Below are 26,990 nucleotides of genomic sequence, written 5' to 3'. Positions count from 1 at the left end.
CGGGCCGCTGCCGGGGTGAGCCGGCGCTGCCGCCCCGGCGCACCCGGGTGCGCCGGGCCGGGGGCCGCTCGCTAGCGCGAGGCGCTCGGGGTCGGGGTCGCGGTCAGGGCCAGGGTCAGGGCCGGGTTCGGGGTCGCGGAGGCCGGGCCCGCGCCGGACGGGCGGGTGACGGTGAGGTCGGAGAGGGTGAACGCCACCGGGAGGGTACCGGTGAGCTGGGCGGCGAGGCCCTTGGCGTCGGCCTCCGTGAAGTTGCCCGCGATGACGGCCTGGCCGCCGGTGATGGCGCCCTGCACGAACGGGTGCGACACCACGACGTCGTCCACCAGGACGGCGAGCTGGTTGCCGGGGGCGGCCTCGGTGGCGATGCGGCCGGTGAGGTCGGCGAACTTCCGGGTCCCGGAGGCGTTGAAGGCGAGGGTGGTCTGCCAGCCGCCGCCGTTCTGGCCGTCGAACGCGGCCTTGGCGCCGTCCAGGTCCGCACCCGCGAGCGCGACCGGGCCGAGTGCGAAGGCGTACCGGACGCCCTGCTCGGGCTTGGCGCTGCAGGCGAGCGCCGGCTCGGCCGGGGCCGTGGCGCCGGCCGCGGTGGCGCGGGCGGGGTCGGTGCAGTCGTAGGTGCGCAGGGTCTGCTGGAGCGCGGGCGGTACGGCGCCCTGGACGAGCTCCGGTGCCGGGGCGCCACCGGGGCCGAGGGAGGGCAGCACCGCCAGGACCGGGCGGACGGTGAGGCGGCCCGACTTGGCGAGCGCGGCGAACTTGTCGCGCGCGTCCCCCGCGGCGCTGCCCTTGATCACCCCGTCCCGGACCTCGAAGGTGGCGTCGGCCAGGTCGAGCGCCGCGGCCCGTCGCTTCAACTGGGCCACGGATTCCTGCAGTTCGGCGGCGGAGGCGGCGCCGGCGGGGGCAAGGGTGGCCGAGGTGCGGGTGCCGTCGGAGGGGGCGGCCGGGGTGGCGGATCCGGTCGGCGAGGCGGGCGCGGCACCGGTCCGTCCGATGGCGGAGGTCGACGAGGAGCCTGCGTCACCGCCGGAGCAGGCGGTGAGCGAGGCCAGCGCCAGCAGGGACGCGGCCAGGACGGTGCTGCGGTGTCGCGGAGTCATGGCGGCCAGTCTGGTCGGGCGCCGGGTCAGGTCGCAACGTCCTTACGAGGACTGACGGGACAACAGCCTCCGACTGCATGATGCGTCCACATCAAAGTCCCGGCCTCGCGCCTCTAGATGAAGATGATTATCAAGCGCTAATCTGGCACCGCCGCTCGCACCGGAGCCGAGCGGGCGCCGCCCCATGCCGTCGTCACCACGCTCCGGCAGCGGGATCCGGCACAGCACCCACCGCCTGCCGACGACCGTTGGCAGTCACCCAGGGCGGGAACATGGCCGACACCACCCCCACCGTCACCGCACCGCCGGCGAGCCCCACCTCGCCGCGCCGACGCCCACCGGCAGCACCCGAACTGCCCACCCGCACCACGAACACCCTCGAACCGCACGCCCCGACCCCGCACGCCCCGACCCCGCACAGCCCGAACCCCCGCACGCCGGGCCCGCGCCGTCTCGCCGCCGTCGCCGTCCCCGTCGCCGTCCCCGTCGCCGTCGGGGTGACGGTGCTGCTGCTCGGCACCGGTCTCCTCGGCCTCTCGGACGCACCCGCGCTGGCCACCTGGCGCACCGTGCTGATCGCCATCGTGGTCCAGGGCGTGCCGTTCCTGCTGCTCGGCACGGTGGTGTCCGCCGCGATCGGGGCGTTCGTCCCGCCCGACCTCTTCTCCCGGCTGCTGCCGCGCCGGCAGGCCCTGGCCGTCCCGGTGGCCGGCGCGGCGGGCGTGGTGCTGCCCGGCTGCGAGTGCGCCTCGGTGCCGGTCGCGGGCAGCCTGATGAAGCGCGGGGTCGCCCCGGCGGCCGCGCTCGCCTTCCTGCTCTCGGCACCGGCCGTCAACCCCGTCGTCCTGGTCTCCACCGCGATCGCCTTCCCCGGGCAGCCCGGCATGGTGGCCGCCCGGCTGGTCGCCTCGCTGCTCACCTCCGTCGTGATGGGCTGGCTCTGGCTGCGCCTGGGCCGGGAGGAGTGGCTGCGGCTGCCCGCCGCTCCCGAGGAGCACGAGGAGGAGGACGGGCCGGTGGTCCGGTTCGCGCGCGGCCTCCAGCACGACTTCCTGCACGCCGGCGGCTTCCTGGTGGTCGGCGCGGCGGCGGCCGCCACCTTCAACGTGCTGGTGCCGCCCTCGGTGCTGGACCTGTTCGCCGACTCCCCGTGGATCGGGGTGCTGGCCCTCGCGGTGCTGGCCGTGGTGCTGGCGGTCTGCTCCGAGGCCGACGCCTTCGTCGCCGCCTCGCTGACCGGCTTCTCCCCCACCGCCCGGCTGGCGTTCATGGTGGTCGGCCCGATGGTCGACCTCAAGCTGATCGCCCTGCAGTCCGGCACCTTCGGCCGTTCCTTCGCCGCCCGGTTCCCGGCCGCCACCTTCATCGTCGCCGTCCTGGCCAGCCTCGCCGTCGGAGGGGTCCTCCTGTGAGCCGCATCGCCCGCGTCCTGTTCCCCTCCCTGCTGCTCGCGCTGCTCGGCGCCGCGCTGCTGCGCGTCACCGTCGGCAGCGACGTCTACCTCCAGTACGTCAAGGAGGGCCTGCACGTCCCGCTGGTGGTCTCCGGTGTGCTGCTGGTGCTGGTCGGGATCGTCAACGCCGTGCACGGGCTGACCCCGCCGCGCGAGCCGGTGCTGCGCTTCAGCCGGGCCGCCGACGGCAGCGCGCAGTGGCACCGGGCCGGGCACACGCCCGACGAAGGGGGCGACGCACACGGGTACGGGCACGGGCACGCGAACGGCGGCGAGCACGGCCACGGCAGCGGGCACGGGCACGGCGGCGCACCGGGTCACGGCGGTGCGCACGGGCACGGCCACGGGGGTGCCCCGCGGGTGGCCGGGCTGCTCGCGGTGCCGGCCGTGGCGCTGCTGTTCTTCGCCCCGCCCGCGCTCGGCGCGTTCACCGCGCAGCGGGAGGGGACCACCGCCCCGGTGGAGCAGGTCGCCTACGCCGGGCTCGCCGAGCGGCCGACCACCCCGATGTCGCTCACCGAGTTCATCGGCCGCAGCCACGACCCGGCGAAGAGCCTGGAGGGGCGGACCGTCCGGCTCACCGGCTTCGCCGCGCCCGGCTCCCAGGCCGGCGAGTGGTACCTCAACCGGCTCACCGTCAACTGCTGCGCGGCCGACGCCCGCAGGCTCCGGGTCCAGGTGACGGGCACCACCGCCGCACCGGCCACCGACTCCTGGGTCGAGGTCACGGGTGTCTGGCGTCCCGTCCCCGGCGCGGCCGCCACCGCCGCACCCCGTCTGGAGGTCCGGGAGGTCAAGCCGGTCCAGGCACCGCGGAACCCCTACCGCGACGTCCCGCCCGGCGAGGGCGGTTCCTGACGGCGGCGGCTCCTGACGAGGGCGGCTCCTGAGAGGATCCCGCCCGCCCCGGCGCACCGAGCACCCCCACCTCGGTGCGCCGGAGGGTCGTCCAGGACCGCCCGGGGGCCCGGCGTCAGTGCGCGGGGTCGCGGTCGTACGCCTCGCGGGCGTCCGCGACCCGGTCGAGGTGGGCGGCGGACCAGTCGGCGAGCGCGGCGAACAGCGGCGCGAGGCTGCGGCCGAGCTCGGTGATCTCGTACTCCACCCGGGGCGGGACCTCGGCGAAGTAGGTGCGCCGGACCAGGCCGTCCCGCTCCAGTTGCCGCAGCCGCTGGGTGAGCACCTTGGGGGTGATCGCCTCGATCCTGCGCTGGAGCTCGACGAAGCGCTGGCGGCCGTCCGCGTGGAGCGTCCACAGGATCGGCGTCGTCCAGCGGCTGAACACCAGGTCGACGACCGGCCCGATCGGGCAGGCCTGCACGGGATCTCCGCCCGCCTCCTGCATGGACTCCCCCCGAGGTAGCCGCTTTCCTCCGGGTACCCACTGTACCGAGCCCGTCGGCTTCGTCCGGTCGCCGCGACCGGGGCCCGCACACGAGGCCCGGCGGAACGACACATCCACCACTCAACGGCCTACTTGAGCATGCCTGCCCGCTCAGGTCTCGCGCTGCGGGTGGTACTCGTCCTCCGGTATGCCGAAGGTCCAGGCCACGCCGGCGCGGGCCGTGCGGGTGCCGGGCGGCACCCGGAGCCAGTAGGTGCGGAAGGTACCGTCCGGCTCGGCGGTCGAGTTGACCACCTCGACCATCACCACCGGCTCGTCGTCGTCCAGCTGGATCCGCCAGAGCACGCCGGTCTCGTCCCGGTGCAGCGGCTCGGCCCCGGAGTCCGCGAGGTAGCGGTCGTAGCCGTAGTGCTCCAGCATCACCCGGCGCAGCTCGGCGTTCTCCTCGGAGCGGATCCGCTCCGGGGTGAGCGTGCCGAGGGTGGCCAGGAAGTCGGCCGGCACCGGCATGCCGCGCCAGGCGTGCAGCGCGAAGCCGTCGGCGTAGGCGAGGGCCGGACCGTCGGCGTGGTCGAGGCGGCCCGCCTCGTCGCGGTGCAGCGCGGTCGGCCGCTCGCTGACCAGGGCGACCCGCTCGTACGGCCACCACCAGCCCGCCCCGCGGGCGATCTCGGCGAGCGCGGCGAGGCCGTCGGACCGCTCCAGCTCGCCGGCCGCCTCCAGGGCGGCCAGCCAGGGGGCGTCGTGCTGGCCCCGTACGGCGTCCAGCACGGCGAGCCGGCCCGCGGTGCGGCGGGCGCGCGCGGCCCGGAAGTCGGCCTCGTCGTCCTCCTCGAAGTCCGGCTCGGGGGCGAAGCGGTCCAGCACGGCGTCCCGGACCCGGCCGGCCAGGGCCTCGGTGGCCGGGCCGAGTTCGCCCCCGGTGAGCGCCCAGAGCGGCGACCAGGCCTGGCCCCCCAGCCGTTCGACGGCCCCGCGCCTGGCCCGCTCCCACGGCCCGGTGCGAACGGCCTCACGGACGCTCACCGCGCCGGCGGCCCGCAGCTCCAGTGCGGCCTCGGCGGCCTGCAGCGGCGAGTCGCACCACCGTACGGTCTCGGGCTCGGCCAGCCCGGCCGCGCGGTAGGCGGCCCGCACCGCGCGCTCCACCGCCGCCCGGTCGGCCGGGCCGGTGGCCGCCGCGCTCGCCCGCCAGCGGGCCGTGACCTCTCCGGGCACGACCGTCGGTTCCACTGCCATCACGCTCTCCGATCCCGTCGGCCGTCCCGCCGACACCGCTCCACCACGTTCACGGCCCGCGGCCGTTCCCCGACGCCCGGGGGCTCGGGGGCCCAGGACCTCAAGGCCCCGGGGCCCCGGGTGCGGACTCAGTCCGCCACGACCCGTACCGCGCCCGGCACGTACTCGCGCTGGCGCACCACCCGGTACCACCCCTTGGGCAGGGGTATCGCGGCGTGCTCCTCGTGCACGACCCGGCCGCCCTCCGGCAGGTGGAGCCACGCGGCGCCGAACGGCCCGGACTCCCGGCGCAGCTCACCCGGACCGACCACGGCGTGCGCGTGGCCGGTGACCTCGCCGAGCGCGAGCACCATCCGGCCGCGCGCGTCCCTCGGCCGGGCCGCGATCGCGCCCACCCTGGCGGGCACCGCGGCCTCCCCGACCGGCACGATCAAGACATCACCCTGGCGATACATCAGCCCTCCCCGGCCGCTCCGACGGGCGTCGGAATCTCACGCTCCGAAGCTAGGGCAGGGGTCTGACAATCCGTGCCCCACGACGGCCGCAGCCCGCTCCCCGGGCCGACGGGTGGTGCCGCCGGACCCGCGCGCCCGGCTGTCGGACCCGACTGGTAGACAGGTCCCGTCCGACCACGAGGAGCAGCGCATGACGGTCAACGAGCACATCCAGCGGTTCCACGACCTACCGGTCCTGGACTTCCGCGAGGCCCTGGACGCCGGGACGGCGCTGCCCGACGCGGCGGAGGCCGCCTGGAAGATCGGCGTGGAGTACGACGGCGGGCACTCCTTCACCGAGCTGTGGGAGCGCTTCCTCGACACCGTCGACACCGGCCGGGTGCGTGCCGTGGTGATCGGTCTGTGGTCGGACGACCCGGAGAGCTTCGCCGGCCCGCTGCGGGCGATCCTGGACGCGGCCTCGCGGCTGCCCGCGCTGCGCGCGCTGTTCGTCGGTGACATCACCTACGAGGAGTGCGAGATCTCCTGGCTCCAGCTGACCGACGTGACGCCGCTGCTGACGGAGTTCCCCCTGCTGGAGGAGCTGGTCGTACGCGGCGCCTCGGAGGACTGGGACGGCACCGACGGCGGTCTGGCGCTGCGCACGGTGCGGCACGAGCGGCTGCGGGCCCTGCGCTTCGAGGCCGGCGGCCTGCCGGCGACCGTGGTGCGTTCGGTGGCCTCCTGCGACTTCCCGGCGCTGGAGCGGCTGGAGCTGTGGCTCGGCGTGGCCAACTACGGCGGCGACAGCACGATCGACGACCTGGCGCCGTTCCTGGCCGGCACCGCCCTGCCGGCGCTGCGCCACCTGGGCCTGCAGAACAGCGAGTACCAGGACGAGATCGCCGCCGCCGTCGCCCAGGCACCGGTGGTGGCCCGGCTGGAGTCGCTCGACCTGTCGATGGGCGTGCTCACCGACGAGGGCGCCACGGCGCTGCTGGAGGGCCAGCCGCTCACTCACCTGCGCTCCCTCGACCTGCACCACCACTTCCTCTCGAAGGGGCTCCAGCAGCGGCTGCGCGACGCCCTGACCGGTGTGGAGCTGGACCTCTCAAGGGGCGGTGAGCCGGACGGCCGCCGACGGTACGTGGCCGTCGCCGAGTAGCGTCCGCCGTCGCCGAGTGGCGTCCGCCGTTCCCGGAGAGGTCGTCCGTTCCCGGAGAGGTCCGTCGCTCGTTCTCCCGTACGTTCCGTTCCCCCGTCCGTCCGCCAGGTGCCACAGGAGCCCGCCCGTGTACCCCACCCACCCCTCGTCGTTCCACGGACTGCCGACGTTCGACCTCCCCGTCCCGCCGGACGGGCGGGAGCTGCCCGCGCCCGACGCCACGGCCTGGCGGATCGCGGTGGACTACGGCTCGGAGTCCGACTTCGCCGCCCGCTGGTCGGCCTTCCTCGACGCGGTCGACCCGGCCGGGGTGCGGGCCCTCGTCCTCGGCCCCTGGTGGACTCGCGACTACACCTCGGTGACCGGCGTGGTGGAGGCCGTCGTCCGGTCCGCGGACCGGCTCACCGGCCTGGAGGCGCTGTTCCTGGCCGACGTCACCTCCGAGGAGTGCGAGATCTCCTGGCTGGAGATGTGCGACGTCACCGCGCTGCTGACGGAGTTCCCCCGGTTGGAGGAGCTGGTGGTGCGCGGCGGCTCGGGCCTGGGGCTCAAGCCGGTGCACCACGACCGGCTGCGGTCCCTGCGGTTCGAGTCGGGCGGCCTGCCGTCCTCGGTGGTGCAGGGTGTGGCCGGCTCGGAGCTGCCCGCCCTGGAGGGCCTGGAGCTGTGGCTCGGGGTCGACGAGTACGGCGGGGACTCCACGATCGGCGACCTCGCGCCGCTGCTGGACGGTTCGCGCTTCCCCGCGCTGCGCCGCCTCGGCCTGCAGAACAGCGAGTACCAGGACGAGATCGCCGCCGCCGTGGCGCACGCCCCGGTGGTGGCGCGGCTGGAGACGCTGCGCCTGTCGATGGGCCTGCTCACCGACGAGGGCGCCACGGCGCTGCTGGAGGGCCAGCCGCTCACCCACCTGCGCTCGCTCGACCTGCGGCACCACTACATCTCCGAGGAGCTCCAGCAGCGCCTGGTGGAGGCGCTGCCCGGCGTCGACGTCGACCTCTCGTACGCCGAGGAGGAGGACGACCCGGAGGACCGCTACGTGGCGGTCGCGGAGTAGGACCCCGCGCAGGACCACGCAGGAGTAGGGCCACGCAGGAGCAGGACCACGACGGAGGACAGGGCCGCGGGCGGGGACGCCACCGCCGCGGGCCCGGCGGCCGAGGAGACGGGAGGCGGAGGATGACCGGAGGACGGACCGACCGGCTCACGGTGCTCGGCAACCCCGGGCACCGGCGAGTGACACTGTTCGCCGCCGCGGCCCGGGCCGCCGGCCTGCCCGAGCCGGAGGTGCTGCCCTGGCTCGACCTGCTGCGCGGCAGCCGCCGCCCGGCCGAGGGGGCGCTGCTGCGCATCGAGTCACCGGGCGAGGAGCCGGCCGTGGACGAGCTGCTGCGCGGCCCGGCGCTCGGCACCTCGTACGCGCCGACCCGGGTGGAGGGCGGGGCCGCCTGGTACGCGGGGGTGACGGCCGCGCTGCGCGAGGTCGCCCGGGTGCCCGGGGTGCGGCTGCTGGGCGATCCGGAGGAGATCGCCGTGATGTTCGACAAGCGCCGGGCGCACGCGCTGCTGTCCGCCGCCGGGGTGCCGGTGCCGCCCGCGCTGGGCGGCGGGCCGGTCGCCGGGTGGGAGGACCTCAAGGAGCGGCTGCGCGGGGCGGGCATGCGCCGGGTGTTCGTGAAGCCGGCGCACGGCTCCTCCGCCTCCGGTGTGGTCGCCCTGGAGTTCGGCCCGGCCGGCCGGGTGCTGGCCACCACCTCGGTCGAGCTCGCGCCGTCCGGCCCCTCCCGGGGGCTGCACAACTCGCTGCGGGTGCGGCGCTACCGGGCGGAGCACGAGGTCGCCGAGCTGGTCGACCGGCTCGCCCCGGACGGCCTGCACGTCGAGCGGTGGATACCGAAGGCCTCCCAGAACGGGCGGTCGGCGGACCTCCGGGTGGTGGTGATCGGCGGCCGCGCCACCCATGTGGTGGTCCGCACCAGCACCCAGCCGATGACCAACCTCCACCTGGGCGGCGCCCGGGGCAGCCTGGCCCTCGCCCGGGAGGCGGCGGGCGCCGGCTGGCCCGCCGTGCTGGAGACGGCCGAGCGGGCCGCCGTCTGCTTCCCCCGCGCCCGGATGGTCGGGGTGGACGTGCTGCCCGCCTCCGGCTGGCGGCGGGCGGTGGTCGGCGAGGTGAACGCCTTCGGCGACCTGCTGCCGAATCTCACCGGCCTGCCGGGCGGGCCCGCCGAAGGCCTGGACACCTACGGCGCCCAGCTCGCCGCCCTGCTGGCCGACGGCACGCTCCGGCCCGACCGCCCGCACCCGCACGACCGGCACCACCAGGCCCACCCGGGCCTCCGACCCATGGAACCGACCCGATGAACCACCCCCGGACCACACCACCCGACGTGCCCGACGTGCCCGCCATGCCCGACATGAACGCGGTGATCGGCAGCCACGACCTGCTGCTGGTCACCCTGGACACGCTCCGCTTCGACGTGGCCGAGGAACTGGCCGCCGCCGGGCGGATCCCCCACCTCGCGGCGCACCTGCCCGGGGGCCGCTGGGAGCGCCGGCACTCGCCCGGCAGCTTCACGTACGCGGCGCACCAGGCGATCCTGGCCGGGTTCCTGCCCACGCCGGCGAGCCCGGACGGGCCTCACCCGCGGCTGTTCGCGGCGCGGTTCGCCGGCTCGGAGACCACCGAGTCGCGCACCTGGGTGTTCGACACTCCGGACCTGCCGAGCGCGCTGGCCGGCGCCGGGTACCGCACGGTCTGCATCGGCGGGGTCGGCTTCTTCAACAAGCAGGGGCCGCTCGGTTCGGTCCTGCCGGGGATGTTCCAGGAGAGCCACTGGGCGCCGGAGATGGGCGTGCCCTCGCCCACCTCCTTCGAGGCCCAGGTGGCGTGCGCGGAGCGGGTCGCCGCCGAGCAGCCCGCCGGGCGGCCGCTGTTCCTGTTCGTCAACGTCTCGGCGCTGCACCAGCCCAACTGGTTCCACCTGCCCGGCGCGGAGCGCGCCCACGGCGACACCCGGGAGAGCCACGCGGCCGCCCTGGAGTACGTGGACGCCCACCTCGGCCGGCTGTTCGCCGCGATGAGCGCGCGCCGCCCGTGCTTCGCGATCGTCTGCTCCGACCACGGCACCGCGTACGGCGAGGACGGCTACACCGGTCACCGGATCGGCCACGAGGTGGTCTGGACGGTCCCGTACGCGCACTTCACCATCCCCGCCGCAACCGTCACCGCCGACTCCGTCCCCGCCGCACCCGGCACCCCGGCCGCCGGCACCGCCGAGGAGGGCGCGCCCGCATGACCACGACCACCCCCGCACCCGAGTCGCCGTACCGCTCGTACGTCTACGCCTACCCGCACAAGACCGCCTACCGGCCGCTGCCGGAGCGCCCCGCGCTGCGTGAGCTGTGGGCCGGCGAGCCGCAGCAGGCGTTGTCGCTCTACGTCCACATCCCGTTCTGCGAGGTGCGCTGCGGCTTCTGCAACCTCTTCACCCGGATCGGCAGCCCGGAGGGCCTCACCACCGCCTACCTGGACGCCCTCGACCGGCAGGCCGGGCAGGTGCGCGAGGCGCTGGACGGCGACGCCCGGTTCGCGCTGGCGGCCTTCGGCGGCGGCACGCCCACCTATCTGACCGCGGCCGAGCTGGAACGGCTCTGCGACATCACCGAGCGCCGCACCGGCGCCGACCTGCGGGCGATACCCCTGTCCGTGGAGGCCTCGCCGGACACCGCGACCGCCGACCGCCTGGAGGTCCTGGCCGCGCGCGGCACCACCCGGCTCAGCCTCGGCGTGCAGTCCTTCCTCGACCAGGAGGCCCGCTCGGCGGTGCGCCCGCAGAAGCGGGCCGCGGTGGAGGCCGCCCTCGGGCGGATCCGCGACGCGGGCTTCCCGGTCCTCAACATCGACCTGATCTACGGGATCGAGGGCCAGACCAGCGCCACCTGGCTGCACTCGCTGGACGCCGCCCTCGCCTGGCGGCCCGAGGAGCTCTACCTCTACCCGCTGTACGTCCGCCCGCTGACCGGCCTCGCCCGGCGCGACGCCGCCGGCGCCGGTCACGACGGCCGGGCGGACCGCGCCGACCCGAACGACCGCACCGACCGGAACGACCACGCCGACCGGGCCGCCTGGGACACCCAGCGGCTCTCGCTGTACCGGGCCGGCCGCGACCACCTCCTCGCCCACGGGTACGAGCAGGTGTCGATGCGGATGTTCCGCCGCACCGACGCGCCCCGGATCAGCAGCGGCGAGTACGCCTGCCAGACCGACGGGATGGTCGGCCTGGGCTGCGGTTCGCGCTCGTACACCTCGCGGCTGCACTACTCCTTCGACTACGCGGTCAACGCCACCGAGGTCCGGCGGATCATCGACGACTACGTGGCCACCGAGGACTTCGGCCGGGCGGAGGTCGGCCGCCGGATGACGCCCGCCGAGACCCGCCGGCGGCACCTGGTGCAGTCGCTGCTCCAGGCGGAGGGCCTGTCCGTGGCCGAGTACCGGGCCCGCTTCGGGGCCACCCCGGAGGAGGACTTCCCGGCCGAGCTGGCCGGGTTCGCCGCGCGCGGCTGGCTGGCCGCGGACGCCGGCGGCCCGGCCGGCCGGCTGCGGCTCTCCCCCGAGGGCCTGGCCCACTCGGACGCCGTCGGCCCGATGCTCTTCTCCCCCGAGGTCCGCGACCTCATGGCCGACTACGAGGCGAAGTGAGCGCCTTCCTCGGCATGCCGGTGCCACCCGGGCCGCCCGGGCCGGCCCTCGGCCACGCCACCGAACGGGCACTCGACCTGACCCTGCTCTACCGGGGCCCGCTCGCCTCCTGCGACTACGACTGCCCGTACTGCCCGTTCGCCAAGCGGCGGGACACGCCCGAGCAACTGCGCGCCGACCGCGCCGCGCTGGAGCGGTTCACGGCCTGGGCCGCCGGGCGCGAGGGCGGCAGCGACACCCTCTCCCTGCTGTTCACCCCGTGGGGCGAGGGGCTGGTGCGGTCCTGGTACCGGCGCGCGCTGGTCGACCTGAGCCGGCTGCCGCACGTCCGCCGGGTCGCGATCCAGACCAACCTGAGCGGCCGGACCGGCTGGCTCGCCGAGGCCGACCTCGACACCCTCGCGCTCTGGGTGACCTACCACCCCGGCCAGATCACCCACGACCGCTTCCTCGCCCGGTGCCGGGAGCTCAACGCGCTCGGCGTCCGGTACAGCGTCGGCGTGGTCGGGCAGCCCGAGCACCTGGCGGCGGCCCGCCGGCTGCGCGCCGATCTGCCGCCCGCCGTCTACCTCTGGGTGAACGCCGCCGAGGGCCGCACGTACACCGAGGCCGAGGCCGCCGACTGGACGGCGCTGGACCCGCACTTCGGCTACAGCCGTCACCCGCACCCCAGCGCGGGGCGGCCCTGCCGCACCGGCGAGTCGGTGCTGTCGGTGGACGGCGACGGCACGATCCGCCGCTGCCACTTCGTCCGCGACCCGCTGGGCAACCTGTACGACGGCTCGTACCGTGCCGCGCTGCTCCCCCGGGCCTGCCCGCTGCCGGTCTGCGACTGCCACATCGGCTATGTGCACCTGGAGACGCTGCCGCTGTACGAGGTGTTCGCCGGGGGCGTCCTGGAGCGGATCCCGCACGCCTGGTGACCCGGCGCGGCCGCTGACCGCCACGTCCGGTGACCCCGGCGCGGCCGGCCCGTCGGATCTCCTCCCCCGAAGGGAGGCACGGCGGCGAGGAGGTACCCGGGGCCCGTCTTCGAACCCCCGTCGTCCGCCCGGCAGGCGGGGGTTCGAGGACGGGCCCTAGCCTGGAGGGAGGAGGCGATCGACATGCTTTCAGACGCGCCACTCTATGCCGTCATCCCGGCCACGGACCTCGCCCGGGCCAAGGCCTTCTACCAGGACACCCTGGGGCTGAAGGTCGTCGAGGAGAACCCGGAGGAGCTGTCCTTCGAGTGCGGCGGCACCAGGTTCGGCATCTACGAGACACCCAGCGGCGGACAGGCCGCCCACACCCTGGCCAGCTTCAAGGTGGCCGACCTGGACGCCGAGATGTCGGCCCTGCGCTCGCACGGCGTCACGTTCGAGGACTACGACCTACCGGGGCTGAAGACGGTCGACGGGGTCGTGGAGTCCGAGAACATGCGCGGTGCCTGGTTCAAGGACAGCGAGGGCAACATCCTCTGCGTGCTGCAGGTCACGGGCGGCTGAACCGGCGAGCGGAGTCCCGTTCAGCGAAGCCCCCGTTCAGCGCACCCGTGTGAGTGGACGGCGCTGCGGCGGTACGGCCGCGGCGCGGACCGGGCGCGCCGCGGTGGCCGGTGAACTGGGCACCGCGGCCCGGGCGACCGCCTCCCGCAGGGTCAGCACGATCTCGCCGTCGAACTCCTCGGTGAGGGTGCGGGCGATGTCCGCCGGGTCCAGCGGGCGGGCCGGGCCGAGCGCGACCTCGGGCAGGCGCTGCGGGGCCGCGAGGTCCCGGGCGTGGCCGCGCCACAACTCGGCGTCCTCGTCCTGCCCCTCGGAGGTGTAGTGGACGGCCAGGCAGTGCACGGCCAGGTGGTCACCGCCCTGCGCGGCGATCCGCCACCAGAACACGGCGTCGGCCGTGCGGCCCATGCTGTACAGCAGGCAGCCGAGGGTCCGGGTGGCGGCCTTCTGGCCCGGCCGGTCGAGGCCCAGCGCGAGTTCGTCGAGGTCGGCCGCCGCGGCGACGCCCCCGCACAGGTGCAGGAGGTCCCGGCGCAGTTCGGCCCGCCCGTCCTCGGAGCAGCGGGCACCGGCCCGTCTGGCCGTCTCCCGGACCTCCCGGCCCCCCGGGCCTGCGCCCCGGGCCGCCCAGGGCCCGGGCGGAGGCCCCGGGGCGGGGCCGGCGGACGCCGAGGCGCCCGCCGACGGGGGGCGGTCGCCGCGTAACGGCCCGCGCGCGAGGAACGGGCGTGCGCCGGGCGCGAGGGGCTGCTCCTCGGCGTCCTCGGCGGCGATGCGCTCGGCCAGCCGGCGGGTGAACGCCGTCGGGTCGTGATCGCGGTACTCCCGCTCGACCAGTTCGGCCTGGGCGCGCAGCAGGGCGGAGAGGTTCATCCGCGGTGCTCCTCCTCGTCCGTGCCACCACACCGTCCGACGCCGCCGACACCGCCTGAACCGCCCGGGTGCACCCCGCCCGGGCCCCCGCCGCCCGGTCCCGGTCCCGCTTCCGTGGGGCCGCCCTCACCGCGGCCGCACGAGGACGAGGCCGGGCCCGGGACCGCCGCGCCGCGCGCCCCGGGCCGGTCGTCCGGTTCGAGGCCCGCCTGCTCGACCAGGTACTCCAGGTGCCGGCGGCCGAGGCTGTAGTAGGTGCGGGCGGTGGTGTGCGCGATGCCCAGCGCGTTGCCGATCTCCGGGTAGGAGCGACCGGCCTGGCGCAGCCGGACCACGTCCGCCTGGATCGGCGCGGCCCGGCCGAGGTCCTCCATCGCCCGGTCCAGGATGTCGAGCTCGGCCAGTTCGTCGAACTCGTTCTGGCTGGTGTCGGGGTCGCGCTGGGCGATCACCCGGAGGCGTTTGCGCTCGGTGCGGCGCCGTTCGCGCATGATGTCGGCCACCGCGTCCTTGAGGATCTTGAACGCGAAGGCCTCCAGGTTGGCGCTGGAGAGCGCGCGGCGCCAGTTCCGGTAGAGCACCGCGCCGGCGTTCTGGACGGCGTCCTCGGCGTCCTCGTGGTGGCGCAGCCGCTGCCGGGCGTACCGCAGGTAGCCGGGGTGCTCCTCGCAGTAGAAGGCGGTGAAGTCGACCGGGAGCCGGTCGAGCGCGTCCGCGGGAACGGCGCTGTCCGGGACGGGCCCCGACCTCGGGATCTCCACGACGCTCCCCCTCCCTTCCGTCAGCTGGCCGGCGCACCGGATGGTGCGCCGGCGGCCCATGGGGCTTGTGCTGTAACCGTTCGGGGGGTGCCGTTTGTTAACCGGATCGCGCTGGCAATATATGACCGTTTGCGCCCGGTTTCTTACTCACCGTACTGACCTGCGGATTCGAGCGCCCGCTCGACGTCCGGGGCCGGCCGGCGTGAGCCAGATCACACTTCCGGGTACGGGATCACCCGGTCGGAGCACCGAGCCGGTCGGGGTCGAGCAGCGCCGCGTCGAGGGTGCCGGTGACCCGGCCGAGCGTCGCCCGCAGCGCGACCAGCTCCTCCAGCGCCAGGCCGGTGGCGGCGAGCAGCCGGCGCGGCACCTCGTAGGCCCGCTCGCGCAGCAGGTCCCCGGCGGCGGTCAGGCCGACGGTGACCGACCGCTCGTCCTCGGCGCTGCGCTCGCGCCGTACGAGCCCGGCGGCCTCCAGGCGCTTGAGCAGGGGCGAGAGCGTGCCGGAGTCGAGCCGCAGGTGCTCGCCGATCCGCTTGACCGGCAGCTCGCCGTGCTCCCAGAGCACCAGCATGACCAGGTACTGGGGGTAGGTGATCCCGAGGTCCTTGAGCAGCACCCGGTAGACGCCGTTGAAGGCGCGCGAGGCGGCGTTCAGCGAGAAGCAGATCTGGTGGTCGAGGCGGAGCAGGTCCTCGTCGGGCACCTCGCCGAGGTCCCGCACCTCCGAGAGGGGCAGCTTGGTCATGCACCCCATGGTAGCGAGCCCGCGCACGATTGAGTTGTGCGCAATTGAATTGCGTGCTCTACTTGTCGTCGAGGGCGGCCGGGCGGCCGCCGAGGAGAGAAGGGAAGCCCTCACATGGACGCGCTCTACACCGCTGTGGCCACGGCGAACGGTCGCGAGGGCCGCGCGGTCAGCTCGGACGGACAGCTCGACCTCGCCCTGGCGATGCCGGCCGCGCTCGGCGGCAACGGGCAGGGCACCAACCCCGAGCAGCTGTTCGCGGCCGGCTACGCCGCCTGCTTCGCGAGCGCCCTCGGCCTGGTCGGCCGGCAGGCCCGGGTGGACACCAGCGAGGTGTCGGTGACCGCCGAGGTCTCCATCGGCAAGGACGGGGTCGGCTTCGGCCTCGCGGTGGTGCTGCGCGTCGAGCTGCCCGACTCGCTCGCGGGCGAGAACGGCCTGCTCCTGGTCAAGCAGGCACACGAGGTCTGCCCCTACTCCCGGGCCACCCGCGGCAACATCCCGGTCGAGCTGGTCGTCGAGTAGTCGGGACGCCCGGCGGTCACCCCGACCGCCCGCGCCAGGACGCGCCACGAGGGCCGCACCCCGCCACGGAGCGGGGTGCGGCCCTCGCGATGCGCCCTCGGCCCCCGCCCGCCGGCCGGGCGGACGACGGAGGGCCCGAGGAAGGGCCCGGCGCACGCCGGCGGATCCGCACGCGAACCGCACCCCGTAGCAGAGACCTCACGCCCTGTCGAACACCCCCGCGATCGCACGACACCCGGGCGCCGGGCGGAGGTACCGTTCGCGTCATGAACCTCCCTCCACCGGCGGCGGGCCCCACACCGCCGGGCTTCCCCACCCACGGCGGCGCACCCGTCACGGACAGCCAGCGACTGCTGGCGGCCGGCCTGCTGCGCCCCCTGGAGGACGGGTGCATCCACCCCACGCTCGGCCACTCGCCGATCACCTACGTGTCGACCCGCCTCTGGGACGAGCTCGCCGCCCTCGCCATCGCGCCCGACGCGGCGGCCCTGACCGTGCGGGCACTGCTGCGCGACCTCGCGGCCCGGGCCGTGGACGCCGCGCTCTCCCCCGGCAACGAGGGCGCTCCCCGCGACGACCTCTACGTCACCTTCCCCGCGCACATCGGGCCGCGCCGGCACACGGTGTGGTTCCAGCGCTCCGGCCCGCGCGGTCTGATCACGGCGACCTTTCCTCCGGAGCGGTGAGCCCCGGCGGCTCCGCGGCCGGCCTGGCCGCCTCGGCGATCACCCCGGGGACGTCCGCCACCACCTCCGGCAGCCCGGACACCTCGGCCGACAGCTCCGCGGACACCCCCGCGACACCGGCCGCCCCCGCCGCGCCCCAGGGGGTGAGCGACGGCCGCTCCACCGTCAGGCTGTGGCAGGTCCAGCTGAGCCGGCCCGGCCCGTCCGCCGGCGGACGGTCGTGGTACGTGCCGTCCGAGACCGACATGTTGACGATCAGGTAGGCGTGCCAGCCCTGGCCGACACCCCGGCGGTCGGCGTGGATCAGCCGGCCGTTGGCGAACCAGTCCACCGAACGGGCGCCGAACACCGTCCGCAGGTCGAGGGTGGCGCCGGGCGCCACCCCGGCGGAGGCGCCGTGCCAGTAGCGGTAGCCGCCGCGAACGTGGTTGGAGACCTCCAGCAGGTCCGGGTGGTCCGGGTGGTACTCGAACACGTCGATCTCGTTGCCGCCGTCGCGCCAGGTCCAGATCGCCGGCCAGGCCCCGAGCTCCACCGGCAGGGTGACCCGGGCCCGCAGGACGTCACCGGCCCGCACCTGGAAGCCCTGCGGACTGCCCTCGGTGGTGAGCAGGTTGCAGCTCCACAGCTCGCCGCCGGGACGCCGCACCGCACTGAGGACCCCACCGGGGCAGAAGTCCCGGTTGAGATGGTCGAGTTTGTGATCGCCCGGATTGGTGGGCCCCATGTGGGGATAGGCGCTCGACCTGCCCGCCACCCACTGAACCGCCGAACCGAAGTCGGCCCTGAACACCGTAGCCACGGTCGCCTCCCCGGTGCCCCGCGCCGCCGCCACTGGGGCGCGAACCTGCACGGAGAGTGACATACCCGCCACGTACGGCGGTATGCGAACCGGATGCTCCGGATCCCGCGCGCGACCCGGCGCGCGGAAGCGCGGACTCCGCGCCCCGCACGCCCGTGGGCCCCCACGGCTCACTCGGGCCCCCGCTTCCCGCCACCGCGCCGCCGCCGGACGGACCCCTACGGCGCCGCGACCGGGGTGCCGCTGCCCTCCAGCCGGTCGGTCACCGGCCGGTCGCTCTCCGGCCGTTCGGTCTCCGGCCGGTCGCTCTCCAGCCGGTCGGTCACCGAGACCACACCGTCCACCGAGCGGCAGAGGTTCACCACGATCGGGATCAGGTGCGGCTCGCCGACGGTGCCGCTGAGCACCACCCGGCCCTGGTCCACCTCCACACCGACCAACGCCGGACTGACCCCGGCGACCCGTCCGAGCACCTCCTCGACGATCTCCCGGCGGATCACCCGGTCCTCGCGCAGGAAGACCCGCAGCAGGTCGCCCCGGCTCACCATGCCGGTCACCCGGCCCTCCTCGTCCAGCACCGGCAGCCGCTTGACGCCGTGGCGGCTCATCAGCCGGGCGGCCGCGACCACGCTGGTCCCGGGGGTGGTGCAGAGTGCCGGGCCGGTCATCAGGTCCCCCGCGGTGACCGCGCCGCCGGGGCCGGGCTCGGGGAGGGTCGGCGCCGGCAGCAGGCTGCCCGGGTCCTCCTGCGCGGCCAGGGTGCGCAGCAGGTCGGCCTCCGAGACGATGCCGAGCGGTCTGCCGTCGCCGTCGACGACGGGCACGGCGGTGATGTCGTACTCGGCGAGCAGGGAGACGATCTCGCGGAATCCGGTCTCGGGGGCCACCCGGACCACGGGGCTGGTCATCACTGATCCGACGGTGGCATGCTGCACGCCGTTCACCTCGTCCGGCCGATCTGTCGGGGTCCCCGGCCGTCCGGTCGTCCGGAGGCCGGTCGTCCTGTGTACGTGCGACTCCGTCCGCGGAGTTCCCGAAACCTCCCGGAAGATCCCGGAACGTACCCGGAACGTACCCGCAGCCGTCCGCTACCTGGAGCATCGCCCGCCGCCGGGCGCCGGGCCAGGGTCGTCGGGGCCGACGGTCCGGGACCAAAGGCCCCGCCCGGCGAACGGGGCGTTCACCCCCCATGGTCGCCCACCGGGGGGCGCATTCGCTCATGCGTGCGCCCCGCCCGGTCGGCGTACGCCACTGGGCGCGCCGCCGGGGAGAGCGGTGACCATCGATCCATGGCCAAACCTCACCCCGATCCCGGCCGGGACGAAGCCGGATCCGTGTTCCCCGTCGGCGCCGGCGGGGCCGGCGTCCTCCCCGAGTTCGCCAGCGCCTCCGAGCTCGCCGCGCGCGGCGGCTACGACCCCGCCTTCCTCGGCCCGGTCGTCCCGCTGCCCAGACCGATCGACGGCGCGATCGCCACCGTCACCCTCCCGTACACGCACTTCACGGTGCTGCTGCGCCCCGACCGCCGGCTCGCCGCCGCGACGGCCGTCGCCATCGACGGCCGCCAGCTGGTGAGCCTCAACCGCGAGGGCCAGTGGCGGCTCGACCCCCGGGTGCCCGAGGACCAGCAGGCCGGCAACGCGCTCTACGTCGACAACGACTTCGACCGCGGCCACCTGGTGCGCCGGCTCGACCCGGTCTGGGGCAACGAGCGCGACGTACGGGACGCCAACAGCGACACCTTCCACTTCACCAACGCCGCCCCGCAGCACTCCGCGTTCAACCAGGGCAAGGAGCTCTGGCAGGGGCTGGAGAACTTCCTGCTCGACCACGCGGCGCGGTTCGACCGCAAGCTGGTGGTGCTCACCGGCCCGGTGCTGCGGCCCGACGACCCGCGCTACCGCGGGGTGCAGATCCCGCTGGCGTTCTGGAAGGTGACCGGCTTCATCAACGACGGCGTGCTCGCCTCGACGGCGTACGTGCTCGACCAGAGCCCGGACCTGCCGGACGCCGTCGCCGCGCTGGCCGAGGCCGAGGCGGCCGACCAGCCGCCGCCGCTCGGCGCCTTCCGCACCTTCCAGGTGCCGGTGGTGGACATCGCCCAGATGACGGGCCTGGACCTGGGGCCGCTGCCCGAGGCCGACCTGCTGCCCCCGCCGCCCACCCCGGCCCCCGCCGTCACCGGCGTGACGCCCCCGATCGAGCGCTGGCGTCCACTGACCAGCCACGCCGACATCGTGCTCGGCTCCGACTCCTGACCCCGACGACCCCGGGAGCGGGGGCGGGTGGCGCGACCGTGCGCCATCCGCCCCCGCCGCGTGTCGGCACCCTTGGCTAGCATCACCGCCCATGGCGATGTTCGTGCACCTCACCTCGGCGGCCAACGGGCCGCGCATCCGCCGGGCCGGCATCCGCGCGGACAGCCGGGGCCAGGACGGCCTGCGCGGCGTGTACTGCTTCCCGGTACTGCCCTCGTACACGCTGACCCACCAGTGGCTGCGCGAACTGGCCCTCGGCGGCAGCCGGGGCGGGCTGGTCGCGGTGCACGTACGGCTGCCGGACGAGGAGCCGGTGCTGGTGGGCCGCTACGGCGACCGCGCCCGCTCGGCGCAGCGGCCGGTGACGGCGGCGGAGGCGGTGCGCCGCGTCCGCGCGCTGGCCGACCCGCGCGGCTGGGAGGTCTTCGTGCCCCGCGCGCTCACCGCGCGCGAGGTGCACCGGATCCGCAGCGCGCCGCAGGTGGCCGGGTGGCGGTACTTCCCTCAGGCGCACGGGGTGCGGCCGTGCACGTGCCCCGGCTGCAGGATCCGCGGCGAGTACGGCAACCGGCGGATGCGCGAGCGCCTGGCGGACCCGCTGGACGGGCCGCCGCCCCCGGTGCCGGTGCTGCTGGAACGGCTGGCCGCGGCGGGGGACGATCCGGCGGCGCTGGCGCCGGTGCTGCACTGGTTCGCCCGGCGGCGGCGCGGCCCGGTGGAGGTACTGGCCCCGCTGGCCGCCCATCCCGACGCCGGGGTGCGCGAGGCGCTGGTGTACGCGGTGTCCGGGTGGTCGACCCCGGGTGCCGCGGAACTGCTCGACCGGCTCGGCGCCGATTCCGACCGGGAGGTCCGCGAGGCGGTGGCGGCAGCCCGGGAGGAGTGAGCGGGCGGATGCGTTCACCTGCGGCGGCACCCGCCGACGCGTGCCGCCCTGACCGGCGCGCGTCGACGGGTGGACCGGGCGTCAGGCGACGCGCTTGATCTGCCAGGAGTTGTTGTTCAGGCTCGGCACGGCCGAGTAGCGGCAGCTGCTGGAGTAGAAGGAGCTGACGGTCGCCCAGCCGGCCGGCGGAAGCGTGGAGGAACAGACGTTCACCACGGTGCCGACCGGGTAGCCGGTGAGCTGCTTGATCTGCTTGATGTTCGGGTTGAAGGTGGACCCACAGCTGAAGCTGTTCCACCACTGCACGTCGACCCAGCCGCTCGGGGTGAGCGAGCTGGAGCAGATGGTGGCGGTGTCACCGGGGGCGGCGTGCGCCGGAGTCGTCAGGGACAGGGCTGCGGCGGCGCAGCCGAGGGTCAGGGCGACGGTCCGAAGACGGATCACGGGGTGCGGCTCCTCTCGTCGACGCGGGCTCTCCGCGCCGGCACCGCCATTCCTATCGGTGACCCATCGAGCGCGGACAGCGACTTTCCGGTCGCACATTCGAGCAGGTAGGCGCGAATCGATCGCCCGTGCGGACGATCGCCGGGGTTACCCGAGGTATCCGAGGTGCTCCAGGGGCCGAACGGGGCGATCCTGGAGAGCGCGTCACGTTCTCGGCGGAGATGCGCATCGGCGGAGCCCACGGAAGGGTCGGATGCCATGTTCCAGCTGCTTTGGATTCTCATGATCGGCTTCGTGCTGGGTGTGCTGGCGAAGCTCCTCCTGCGCGGGCCGCAGGCCATCCCGTGGTGGCTGACCATGCTGCTCGGCGCGGCGGGCGCCTGGCTCGGCAACGCGGTGGCCGGCTGGCTCGGCGTCGGCGAGACCCGCGGCATCGACTGGACCCGCCACGCGCTCCAGCTCGGCTTCGCGGTCGCCCTGGTCGCCCTGGCCGCCCCCGCCTGGAGCAAGTCCCGGACCCCGCACCGGTAGCCACCGGATGTCCGCAGCCCCGTCCCCCGCGATCGGAGGGACGGGGCCGGCGCACGCCCTGGGACGTCGGCGCGCTACGGCGCCCGCGGGGTCGGCGCATCCCGGCGGGCGGACGCCGCCCGGACGGGGTCCTACCCCTGACCGGATGCCCGCCGAACCGCTGTGACCTGCGACGATGCGGCGCCCTCGGAGTCCATGAGGGGGAACCGGCGGTGCCTGGCTAGACTCACACGGCCGAAGTGAACAGTTGCCCGGTACGGGACGACCGCCCCGGACCGTGGCGGCCGTCGCGATGCCGGCCGGAGAGCGCACGAGGATGGAACATGGTCGAGGCTTCCCCCAAGGTCGTCGTCGTCGTACCCACGTACAACGAGCGGGAGAACCTGCCGGTCCTGGCCGGGCTGCTCGCCGACCTGGAGGTCCCGAACCTGCACCTGCTGGTGGTCGACGACAACTCGCCCGACGGGACGGGCGAGGTCGCCGACAAGCTCGCCGCCGACGCGCCGGGCACCGTGGGCGTCCTGCACCGCACCGAGAAGGACGGCCTCGGCCGCGCCTACGTGGCCGGGATGACGCGCGCGCTGGAGGAGGGCGCCGACATCGTGATCCAGATGGACGCCGACCTCTCGCACCCGTCCACGGTCATCCCGCAGATGGTCGAGACCCTGTCCTCCGGTGACGCCGCGGTGGTGCTGGGCTCCCGGTACGTGCCGGGCGGTTCGACGGCCGAGGAGTGGCCGTGGCACCGCAAGGCCCTCTCCGCCTGGGCGAACTTCTACGTCGACACCATCCTCAGCCTCGGTGTGCGCGACGCCACCGCCGGTTTCAAGGCCTGGCAGGCGCAGACCCTGCGCGACATCGACCTGCCGACGGTGAACAGCAACGGCTACTCGTTCCAGGTCGAGCTGAACTACCGGGTGGTCAAGCTCGGCCGGCGCATCGTCGAGGTGCCGATCCGCTTCGAGGAGCGGGTCAAGGGCGCCTCGAAGATGAGCCTTGCGGTCCAGATGGAGTCGGCGCTGGCACCGTGGAAGCTGCGCTTCGGCTCGAAGTGACGGACCCGGCGGCCGCGCCGCTCCCCACCTCGGCACCCGTTCCCGCACCGGCCTGTCCGCGGGCGGGCCGCAGGGCCCCGGGGAGCAGCGCCGCCGGGAACAGGGCCAGCGCCGCGAGACCGGCCAGCACCGGCAGCGTGAGCTGCGGGGACGGCGGGCCGCCCGGGGCGGTGAGGCCGGCGGCGACGGCGATGCCGAGTGTCGGACCGATGTTCACGGCGGTCTGCTTGAGCCCGCCGATCACCCCCGCGTAGGCGGGCGGCGCCTCCCCCACCACGGTGCCGGTGGCGGTGACCATCACGGTCGCGAAGCCGGCGCCGAGCACCGCACAGGCCACCGCGGTCGGCGTCCACCCGGTGTCCGGGCCGAGCCCGGCCAGGCCCGCGATGCCGAGGGCGACCAGCGCGACGCCGGTCAGCGCGGTGCGGCGCGGGCCGTACCGGCGTACGGCGGCGGCCGCGACGGGCGAGCCGAGCACCATCACCACGGTGAGCGGCAGCACCCGGAGCGCGCCGGCCAGCGGGTCGAGCCCGGCCGCGTCCTGCAACTGGTAGTTGGTGACGAAGAGGGCGCCGAAGAGCCCGCCGGAGGCGCAGAGCAGGATCGCCATCGAGGCGGTCACCGGCGTGGAGCCGAGCACCGCCCGGGGCACGATCGGATCCGGCGTGCGGCGCTCGTGGACCACCAGCAGCACGGCGAGGGCCTTGACCGCGGCCAGCCCGAGCAGGCAGCGCGGCGAGCCCCAGCCGTACGACGGCACCTCGGCCAGCGTGTGCACCAGCACGGCGAGCGTCCCGGCGAGCAGGAGCGCGCCGGTGAGGTCGAGCCGTCCGGCCGGCGCGGTCCCGGGCCCGTCGGCCCCCGCACCCCCGCCGGCCACCCGAGGCGCCCTGACCCACGGCGCCCGGGTCGTGGACGCCCTGACCCCGGACATCCGGACCGCCAGGGTGCCCGCCGCGATCAGCAGCGCGGCGGGGATGTTGAGCACGAACACCGCCCGCCAGCCCAGGTGGTCCACCAGGAGGCCGCCGAGCACCGGTCCGGCGGCGGCCGCCAGCCCGATGCCGCTGGTGCGGACGGCGACCGCCCGGGCGATCCGGTCCGCCGGGTAGGCCTCGCGCAGCAGGGCGAGGGTGGCGGGTTGGAGCAGCGCGCCGAAGACGCCCTGGAGGGCGCGCAGGGCGATCACCCAGCCGATGTCCGGGGCGAGCGCGATCCCGGCCGAGGTGACGGCGAAGCCGAGGGTGCCGAGCAGCAGCAGCCGGGCGTGGCCGTGCCGGTCGCCCAGGCGTCCGGCGAGGACGAGCAGGGCGGCGACGGCGAGCAGGTAGCCGGTGCTGGTCCACTGGGTCTGGGCGGTGGTGGCGCCGAGGTCGCGTTGCAGGTCGGGCTGGGCGACGATCAGCACCGTCCCGTCCAGGGCGACCATCATGGCGCCGGCCGCGCTGACGGCCAGCGCGAGGCGGCGGGCCGTCGCGCCGCCCGGGCGGGGGGCGCCGGGGCGGAGGGTGGCGCTCATCCGGCGTCCGGCCCGAGGTGGGTGTCCAGGACGGCGGTGACCAGACGGTCGAGCTCCGGCCCGGGGCCGGAGCCGGAGCCGAGGGCGAGCGGCAGGGTGTCCCAGGCCCAGAGCTGGGCGAGGCCGTGGAGGTTGGCCCAGAGGGCGGCGGCGGCGACCTCGGGTTCGGCGGCGCCGCTCTCGCCGACCAGGGTGACCATGGCCCGGAACAGCGGCAGGGTGGAGCGGCGCAGCGGCGTCCGGTCGGTGGGGTGGCGCTCGCTGTCGATGAGTTCGTGGCGGAACATCAGCTCGAACATGCCGCGCTGCTCCAGCGCGTAGCGGACGTAGACCCGGCCGACCGTGCGGAGGCGCTCGCGCGGCCCGGGGGCGGACGGGGCCTCGTCGGCCTCGCCGAGGGTGGCCGCGACGCGTCCGGCGAGGTCGTCGAAGCCGCGGTGGGCGATCGCGGCGAGCAGGTCCTGATGGGTGGGGAAGTAGCGGCGCGGCGCGCCGTGGGAGACGCCGGCCCGGCGGGCGATCTCGCGCAGGCCGAGGGCGGCGACGCCCTCGGCGAGCACGAGCTCCACGCCGGCGTCGATCAGCCGGTCGCGCAGCGGGCCGGGCGCCTGCTCGGGCCCGGCCGGGGAGGGGTTCGTGGAATCACGCATAGACAGTGTCTACCAAGCGGAGGTAAACACTGTCTACTCGCGTGCACACGGGAGGGTCCCGGTCCGGTACGGTCCACGGCTCCTGCGGCAGCGGGCTCCCAGGGCGTTCCCGGACACGTCCTACCGCCCGGCGTGGGCGTCTTCGAGGGCCCGGACGTCGAGCCTGCCCATGCCGAGCATCGCCCGGATCACCCGCTGGGACTTCACCGGGTCGGGGTCGCCAGCGAGTTCCAACAGCTGCCGGGGGACGACCTGCCAGGAGAGGCCGTAACGGTCCTTGAGCCAGCCGCACCGGCCGCCCTCACCGCCGCCCTGCGTGAGCCCGGCCCAGTAGTGGTCGACCTCCGTCTGGTCCGCGCAGTCCACCTGGAGCGAGAGCGCCTCCGTGAAGGTGAACAGCGGTCCGCCGTTGAGGGCGGTGAAGCGCTGGCCGGCGAGTTCGAAGGTCACGGTCATCACCGTGCCGGCCTCGCCGGGGCCCGCCTCGCCGTAGTGGGCGGTGTCGACGATCCGGGAGTCGGGGAAGAGCGAGACGTAGAAGCGGGCGGCCTCCTCGGCCTGGTCGTCGAACCAGAGGAAGGGCGTGATCTTCTGCATGGTGGGCATGCCGCCGACGCTAGTGCGGGCCCGCCGCTCCCCCGGCGCGCCACGGCCACCGGTTCACCGGTTCGGCGCCCCGGCCGCCGACCACCCCACCGGTACCGGCTCCTCCTTGACGCAGGTCACGTCCGCCCGCGGCAGCGCGCCGGACGCCAGGTAGGCGTTGACCGCCTCGTCCACGCAGGCGTTGCCGTACAGGCCGTACAGGCCGTGCCGGAAGGCACCCCGGAGCGTCACCATCCGGGAGGAGGGCAGCAGTCCGTGCAGGGCGACGCCGTCCCGGTAGGGGGTGCGCGGGTCGCCGGTGGCGGCGACGATCAGCGCCGGGACGTCGTGGCGCACCTCGGTGCGGCCCCCGCGCGGCGGGTCCCAGAAGGTGCAGGGCAGCACGTTGTTCAACACCGGTCCGAGCAGCGGGTGTTCGGCCCGGCTGCGCTCGACGGCCCGCCAGTGGACCTCGGGGTCGCCCGGCGCGGCGCCGTCCGCGCAGAGGATCGCCATCTGGGCACCGCCGTACCGCGCCCCGGCCGGGGTGAGGAAGAACCGCAGCAGTTCGGTGAAGTCCGGCGTCAGCGGGCCGGTCGGCCGCCCCTCCGCGGCCCGGGCCAGCACCGCCATCGCCGCGGCGGTGCTCCCCCGCGACTCGTCCGTGTCGTCCGAGAGCCCGCTGAACAGCACGAACGGCACCTGGGTGTCGTCGAGCCGGAACACCTCGGGCCCGGCGGCCACGGTCAGCGGGGTGCGCGCGGCCGCCTCCACGGTGCGCAGCAGGCCCGCGACCACCTCCTGCGCCGTCCGGCCGAGGCCGAAGGTGCCGTGCCGGGCCGCCGTCCAGGCCGCCCACTCGGCGAGCGCGCGCTCGTTCGCGTCCAGCAGGGCCGGGAACATCCCCGGCCCGTACGTGCGCGGGTCGAGCGCCCCGTCGAACACCACCCGGTCGTAGCGGCCGGGGAACATCTGGGTGTAGACCGTGCCGAGGTAGCTGCCGTACGAGGCCCCGAGGTAGCTGATCCTCCGCTCGCCGAGCGCGCCCCGGATGACGTCCATGTCGCGGGCGGTGTTGCGGGTGGTCGCGTGCGGCAGCAGCGGACCGGCGGCGGCCCGGCACCTGGCGGCCAGGTCCTTCTGGAAGGAGACCTGGCGGTCGAAGCCCGCCCGGTCCACCCCCGCCGACAGCAGGGCGCTGCCCACCGGCCAGCCGCAGTCCAGCGGGGTGCTGCGGCCGGCGAAGCGCGGGTCCACCCCGACCAGGTCGTAGCGGCCGGCGACGTCCTTCATCGCCGCCCGGACGCGCGGCGGCGCCCCCAGCGTGGGGCCGCCCGGGCCGCCGTCGTTGAGCAGCAGCACGCCGGCCCGGCGGGCCGGGTCGGTGGCCCGGATCCGCGACATCGCCACCGTGAGGGTCCGGCCGCGGGGGTCGCCGTAGTCCAGCGGCACGGTGACGTCCGCGCACCGCGCCCCCGCGCGCTCCAACTCGGCGCCCTCGGCGTCGTCCGGGCCGAGGACGCAGCTGCGCCAGTCGAGCCGCTGATGGTAGAAGCGCTCCAGCCCGCGCGGGACGAACTCCGCGGCCCCGCCGCTCCCGGCGGACTCCGCCCGGACGGGACCGACCGTGGCGAACACGACGCCCAGGCCGGCCGCGAGAGCGAGAGCGACGGCCGTGACACGGCGGCCGGCCGACCGGGCGGCACCCGCCGACCGCGCCATATCGCCTTCTGTGC

29 protein-coding genes are annotated in these 26,990 nt (G+C 75.4%); 15 read left to right on the top strand and 14 right to left on the bottom strand.

Annotated elements, in window-relative coordinates; translation table 11 throughout:
• Window positions 1-71: 71 nt before the first annotated feature.
• Window positions 72-1,103, bottom strand: a complete 1,032-nt coding sequence (locus ACWEQL_RS15705) for a SecDF P1 head subdomain-containing protein (RefSeq protein ID WP_452150796.1) — start codon at window positions 1,101-1,103, stop codon at window positions 72-74.
• A 272-nt stretch (window positions 1,104-1,375) separates the two neighbouring features.
• On the opposite strand from ACWEQL_RS15705, the gene ACWEQL_RS15700 reads away from it, so the two are divergent.
• Both ACWEQL_RS15700 and ACWEQL_RS15695 read left to right on the top strand, forming a co-directional pair.
• Window positions 1,376-2,515: a permease gene (locus ACWEQL_RS15700; RefSeq protein ID WP_452150795.1), complete on the top strand. Its 1,140-nt coding sequence runs from the start codon at window positions 1,376-1,378 to the stop codon at window positions 2,513-2,515.
• On the top strand, window positions 2,512-3,414 hold the full coding sequence (locus ACWEQL_RS15695) for a TIGR03943 family putative permease subunit (protein WP_452150794.1): 903 nt from the start codon (window positions 2,512-2,514) through the stop codon (window positions 3,412-3,414). Before ACWEQL_RS15700 ends, ACWEQL_RS15695 begins: the two co-directional genes overlap by 4 nt.
• Before the next feature lie 115 nt (window positions 3,415-3,529).
• Here ACWEQL_RS15695 and ACWEQL_RS15690 read toward each other — a convergent pair whose 3' ends face one another.
• The 3 genes from ACWEQL_RS15690 to ACWEQL_RS15680 form a co-directional block, all read right to left on the bottom strand.
• Window positions 3,530-3,901 (bottom strand): winged helix-turn-helix transcriptional regulator, encoded by a 372-nt coding sequence (locus ACWEQL_RS15690; RefSeq protein ID WP_452150793.1) that lies wholly within the window; start codon window positions 3,899-3,901, stop codon window positions 3,530-3,532.
• Window positions 3,902-4,051: 150 nt separating this feature from the next.
• Entirely contained in the window at window positions 4,052-5,140 is a 1,089-nt protein-coding gene (locus ACWEQL_RS15685; protein ID WP_452150792.1) for a DUF6745 domain-containing protein, read from the bottom strand.
• A gap of 128 nt (window positions 5,141-5,268) precedes the next feature.
• The gene (locus ACWEQL_RS15680; RefSeq protein WP_452150791.1) at window positions 5,269-5,595 is read right to left on the bottom strand and encodes a hypothetical protein; all 327 of its coding nucleotides are present in this window, start codon (window positions 5,593-5,595) and stop codon (window positions 5,269-5,271) included.
• 190 nt (window positions 5,596-5,785) lie between these two features.
• Here ACWEQL_RS15680 and ACWEQL_RS15675 point away from each other — a divergent pair, with 190 nt between their 5' ends.
• From ACWEQL_RS15675 to ACWEQL_RS15645, 7 genes are all read left to right on the top strand, one after another.
• Window positions 5,786-6,739, top strand: coding sequence for an STM4015 family protein (locus tag ACWEQL_RS15675; RefSeq protein WP_452150790.1), 954 nt, complete (start codon window positions 5,786-5,788; stop codon window positions 6,737-6,739).
• Window positions 6,740-6,866: 127 nt separating this feature from the next.
• Window positions 6,867-7,796 carry an STM4015 family protein gene (locus ACWEQL_RS15670; protein WP_452150789.1) on the top strand — a complete coding sequence of 310 codons (930 nt, stop codon included), beginning with the start codon at window positions 6,867-6,869 and terminating at the stop codon, window positions 7,794-7,796.
• Window positions 7,797-7,918: 122 nt separating this feature from the next.
• The gene (locus ACWEQL_RS15665) at window positions 7,919-9,103 is read left to right on the top strand and encodes an STM4014 family protein (RefSeq protein WP_452150788.1); all 1,185 of its coding nucleotides are present in this window, start codon (window positions 7,919-7,921) and stop codon (window positions 9,101-9,103) included.
• A 53-nt stretch (window positions 9,104-9,156) separates the two neighbouring features.
• Window positions 9,157-10,038: an STM4013/SEN3800 family hydrolase gene (locus tag ACWEQL_RS15660; protein WP_452150799.1), complete on the top strand. Its 882-nt coding sequence runs from the start codon at window positions 9,157-9,159 to the stop codon at window positions 10,036-10,038.
• Window positions 10,035-11,444, top strand: coding sequence for an STM4012 family radical SAM protein (locus ACWEQL_RS15655; RefSeq protein WP_452150787.1), 1,410 nt, complete (start codon window positions 10,035-10,037; stop codon window positions 11,442-11,444). The genes ACWEQL_RS15660 and ACWEQL_RS15655 overlap by 4 nt, the downstream gene beginning before the upstream one ends.
• A 14-nt stretch (window positions 11,445-11,458) precedes the next feature.
• Window positions 11,459-12,367 (top strand): STM4011 family radical SAM protein, encoded by a 909-nt coding sequence (locus tag ACWEQL_RS15650; protein WP_452150798.1) that lies wholly within the window; start codon window positions 11,459-11,461, stop codon window positions 12,365-12,367.
• Window positions 12,368-12,550: 183 nt separating this feature from the next.
• Entirely contained in the window at window positions 12,551-12,931 is a 381-nt protein-coding gene (locus ACWEQL_RS15645) for a VOC family protein (RefSeq protein ID WP_452150786.1), read from the top strand.
• A gap of 36 nt (window positions 12,932-12,967) precedes the next feature.
• Here ACWEQL_RS15645 and ACWEQL_RS15640 read toward each other — a convergent pair whose 3' ends face one another.
• The 3 genes from ACWEQL_RS15640 to ACWEQL_RS15630 all read right to left on the bottom strand — a co-directional run bounded on the left by ACWEQL_RS15640 (window position 12,968) and on the right by ACWEQL_RS15630 (window position 15,313).
• Entirely contained in the window at window positions 12,968-13,804 is an 837-nt protein-coding gene (locus ACWEQL_RS15640; protein ID WP_452150785.1) for a hypothetical protein, read from the bottom strand.
• Window positions 13,801-14,565 (bottom strand): RNA polymerase sigma factor, encoded by a 765-nt coding sequence (locus ACWEQL_RS15635; protein WP_452150784.1) that lies wholly within the window; start codon window positions 14,563-14,565, stop codon window positions 13,801-13,803. The genes ACWEQL_RS15640 and ACWEQL_RS15635 overlap by 4 nt, the downstream gene beginning before the upstream one ends.
• 232 nt (window positions 14,566-14,797) lie before the next feature.
• Window positions 14,798-15,313 (bottom strand): MarR family winged helix-turn-helix transcriptional regulator, encoded by a 516-nt coding sequence (locus ACWEQL_RS15630; protein ID WP_452150783.1) that lies wholly within the window; start codon window positions 15,311-15,313, stop codon window positions 14,798-14,800.
• Window positions 15,314-15,427: 114 nt separating this feature from the next.
• On the opposite strand from ACWEQL_RS15630, the gene ACWEQL_RS15625 reads away from it, so the two are divergent.
• Both ACWEQL_RS15625 and ACWEQL_RS15620 read left to right on the top strand, forming a co-directional pair.
• Window positions 15,428-15,838 (top strand): organic hydroperoxide resistance protein, encoded by a 411-nt coding sequence (locus tag ACWEQL_RS15625; RefSeq protein WP_452150782.1) that lies wholly within the window; start codon window positions 15,428-15,430, stop codon window positions 15,836-15,838.
• A 266-nt stretch (window positions 15,839-16,104) separates the two neighbouring features.
• Window positions 16,105-16,524 (top strand): hypothetical protein, encoded by a 420-nt coding sequence (locus ACWEQL_RS15620; RefSeq protein ID WP_452150781.1) that lies wholly within the window; start codon window positions 16,105-16,107, stop codon window positions 16,522-16,524.
• Here ACWEQL_RS15620 and ACWEQL_RS15615 read toward each other — a convergent pair.
• Together ACWEQL_RS15615 and ACWEQL_RS15610 are read right to left on the bottom strand one after the other, a co-directional pair.
• Entirely contained in the window at window positions 16,496-17,326 is an 831-nt protein-coding gene (locus tag ACWEQL_RS15615) for a beta-glucanase (RefSeq protein WP_452150780.1), read from the bottom strand. The two genes, ACWEQL_RS15620 and ACWEQL_RS15615, sit on opposite strands and share 29 nt — an antisense overlap.
• 218 nt (window positions 17,327-17,544) lie before the next feature.
• Complete coding sequence (locus ACWEQL_RS15610; protein WP_452150779.1) at window positions 17,545-18,261, bottom strand: CBS domain-containing protein; 717 nt, start codon at window positions 18,259-18,261, stop codon at window positions 17,545-17,547.
• Window positions 18,262-18,615: 354 nt separating this feature from the next.
• Here ACWEQL_RS15610 and ACWEQL_RS15605 point away from each other — a divergent pair, with 354 nt between their 5' ends.
• Window positions 18,616-19,584, top strand: coding sequence for a DNA/RNA non-specific endonuclease (locus tag ACWEQL_RS15605; RefSeq protein WP_452150778.1), 969 nt, complete (start codon window positions 18,616-18,618; stop codon window positions 19,582-19,584).
• Window positions 19,585-19,675: 91 nt separating this feature from the next.
• Window positions 19,676-20,470, top strand: coding sequence for a HEAT repeat domain-containing protein (locus tag ACWEQL_RS15600; RefSeq protein ID WP_452150777.1), 795 nt, complete (start codon window positions 19,676-19,678; stop codon window positions 20,468-20,470).
• Between the two features lie 81 nt (window positions 20,471-20,551).
• Here the strand turns inward: ACWEQL_RS15600 and ACWEQL_RS15595 are convergent, their stop codons facing one another.
• Complete coding sequence (locus ACWEQL_RS15595) at window positions 20,552-20,914, bottom strand: hypothetical protein (RefSeq protein WP_452150776.1); 363 nt, start codon at window positions 20,912-20,914, stop codon at window positions 20,552-20,554.
• A 258-nt stretch (window positions 20,915-21,172) separates the two neighbouring features.
• Here ACWEQL_RS15595 and ACWEQL_RS15590 point away from each other — a divergent pair, with 258 nt between their 5' ends.
• On the top strand, window positions 21,173-21,445 hold the full coding sequence (locus ACWEQL_RS15590) for a GlsB/YeaQ/YmgE family stress response membrane protein (protein ID WP_452150775.1): 273 nt from the start codon (window positions 21,173-21,175) through the stop codon (window positions 21,443-21,445).
• Window positions 21,446-21,768: 323 nt separating this feature from the next.
• The gene (locus tag ACWEQL_RS15585) at window positions 21,769-22,500 is read left to right on the top strand and encodes a polyprenol monophosphomannose synthase (protein WP_452150774.1); all 732 of its coding nucleotides are present in this window, start codon (window positions 21,769-21,771) and stop codon (window positions 22,498-22,500) included.
• Here the strand turns inward: ACWEQL_RS15585 and ACWEQL_RS15580 are convergent.
• The 4 genes from ACWEQL_RS15580 to ACWEQL_RS15565 form a co-directional block, all read right to left on the bottom strand.
• Window positions 22,418-24,019 (bottom strand): MFS transporter, encoded by a 1,602-nt coding sequence (locus tag ACWEQL_RS15580; RefSeq protein WP_452150773.1) that lies wholly within the window; start codon window positions 24,017-24,019, stop codon window positions 22,418-22,420. The genes ACWEQL_RS15585 and ACWEQL_RS15580 overlap by 83 nt on opposite strands.
• Complete coding sequence (locus ACWEQL_RS15575) at window positions 24,016-24,669, bottom strand: TetR/AcrR family transcriptional regulator (RefSeq protein WP_452150772.1); 654 nt, start codon at window positions 24,667-24,669, stop codon at window positions 24,016-24,018. The genes ACWEQL_RS15580 and ACWEQL_RS15575 overlap by 4 nt, the downstream gene beginning before the upstream one ends.
• A gap of 120 nt (window positions 24,670-24,789) precedes the next feature.
• On the bottom strand, window positions 24,790-25,266 hold the full coding sequence (locus ACWEQL_RS15570) for a VOC family protein (RefSeq protein ID WP_452150797.1): 477 nt from the start codon (window positions 25,264-25,266) through the stop codon (window positions 24,790-24,792).
• 63 nt (window positions 25,267-25,329) lie between these two features.
• Window positions 25,330-26,976, bottom strand: a complete 1,647-nt coding sequence (locus ACWEQL_RS15565) for an alpha/beta hydrolase (RefSeq protein ID WP_452150771.1) — start codon at window positions 26,974-26,976, stop codon at window positions 25,330-25,332.
• Between the last annotated feature and the right edge of the window lie 14 nt (window positions 26,977-26,990).

Source organism: Kitasatospora sp. NPDC004240 (genome assembly GCF_053603215.1).
Note: the sequence above shows the minus strand (reverse complement) of the source record. Positions and strands in the feature narration are given on the sequence as shown.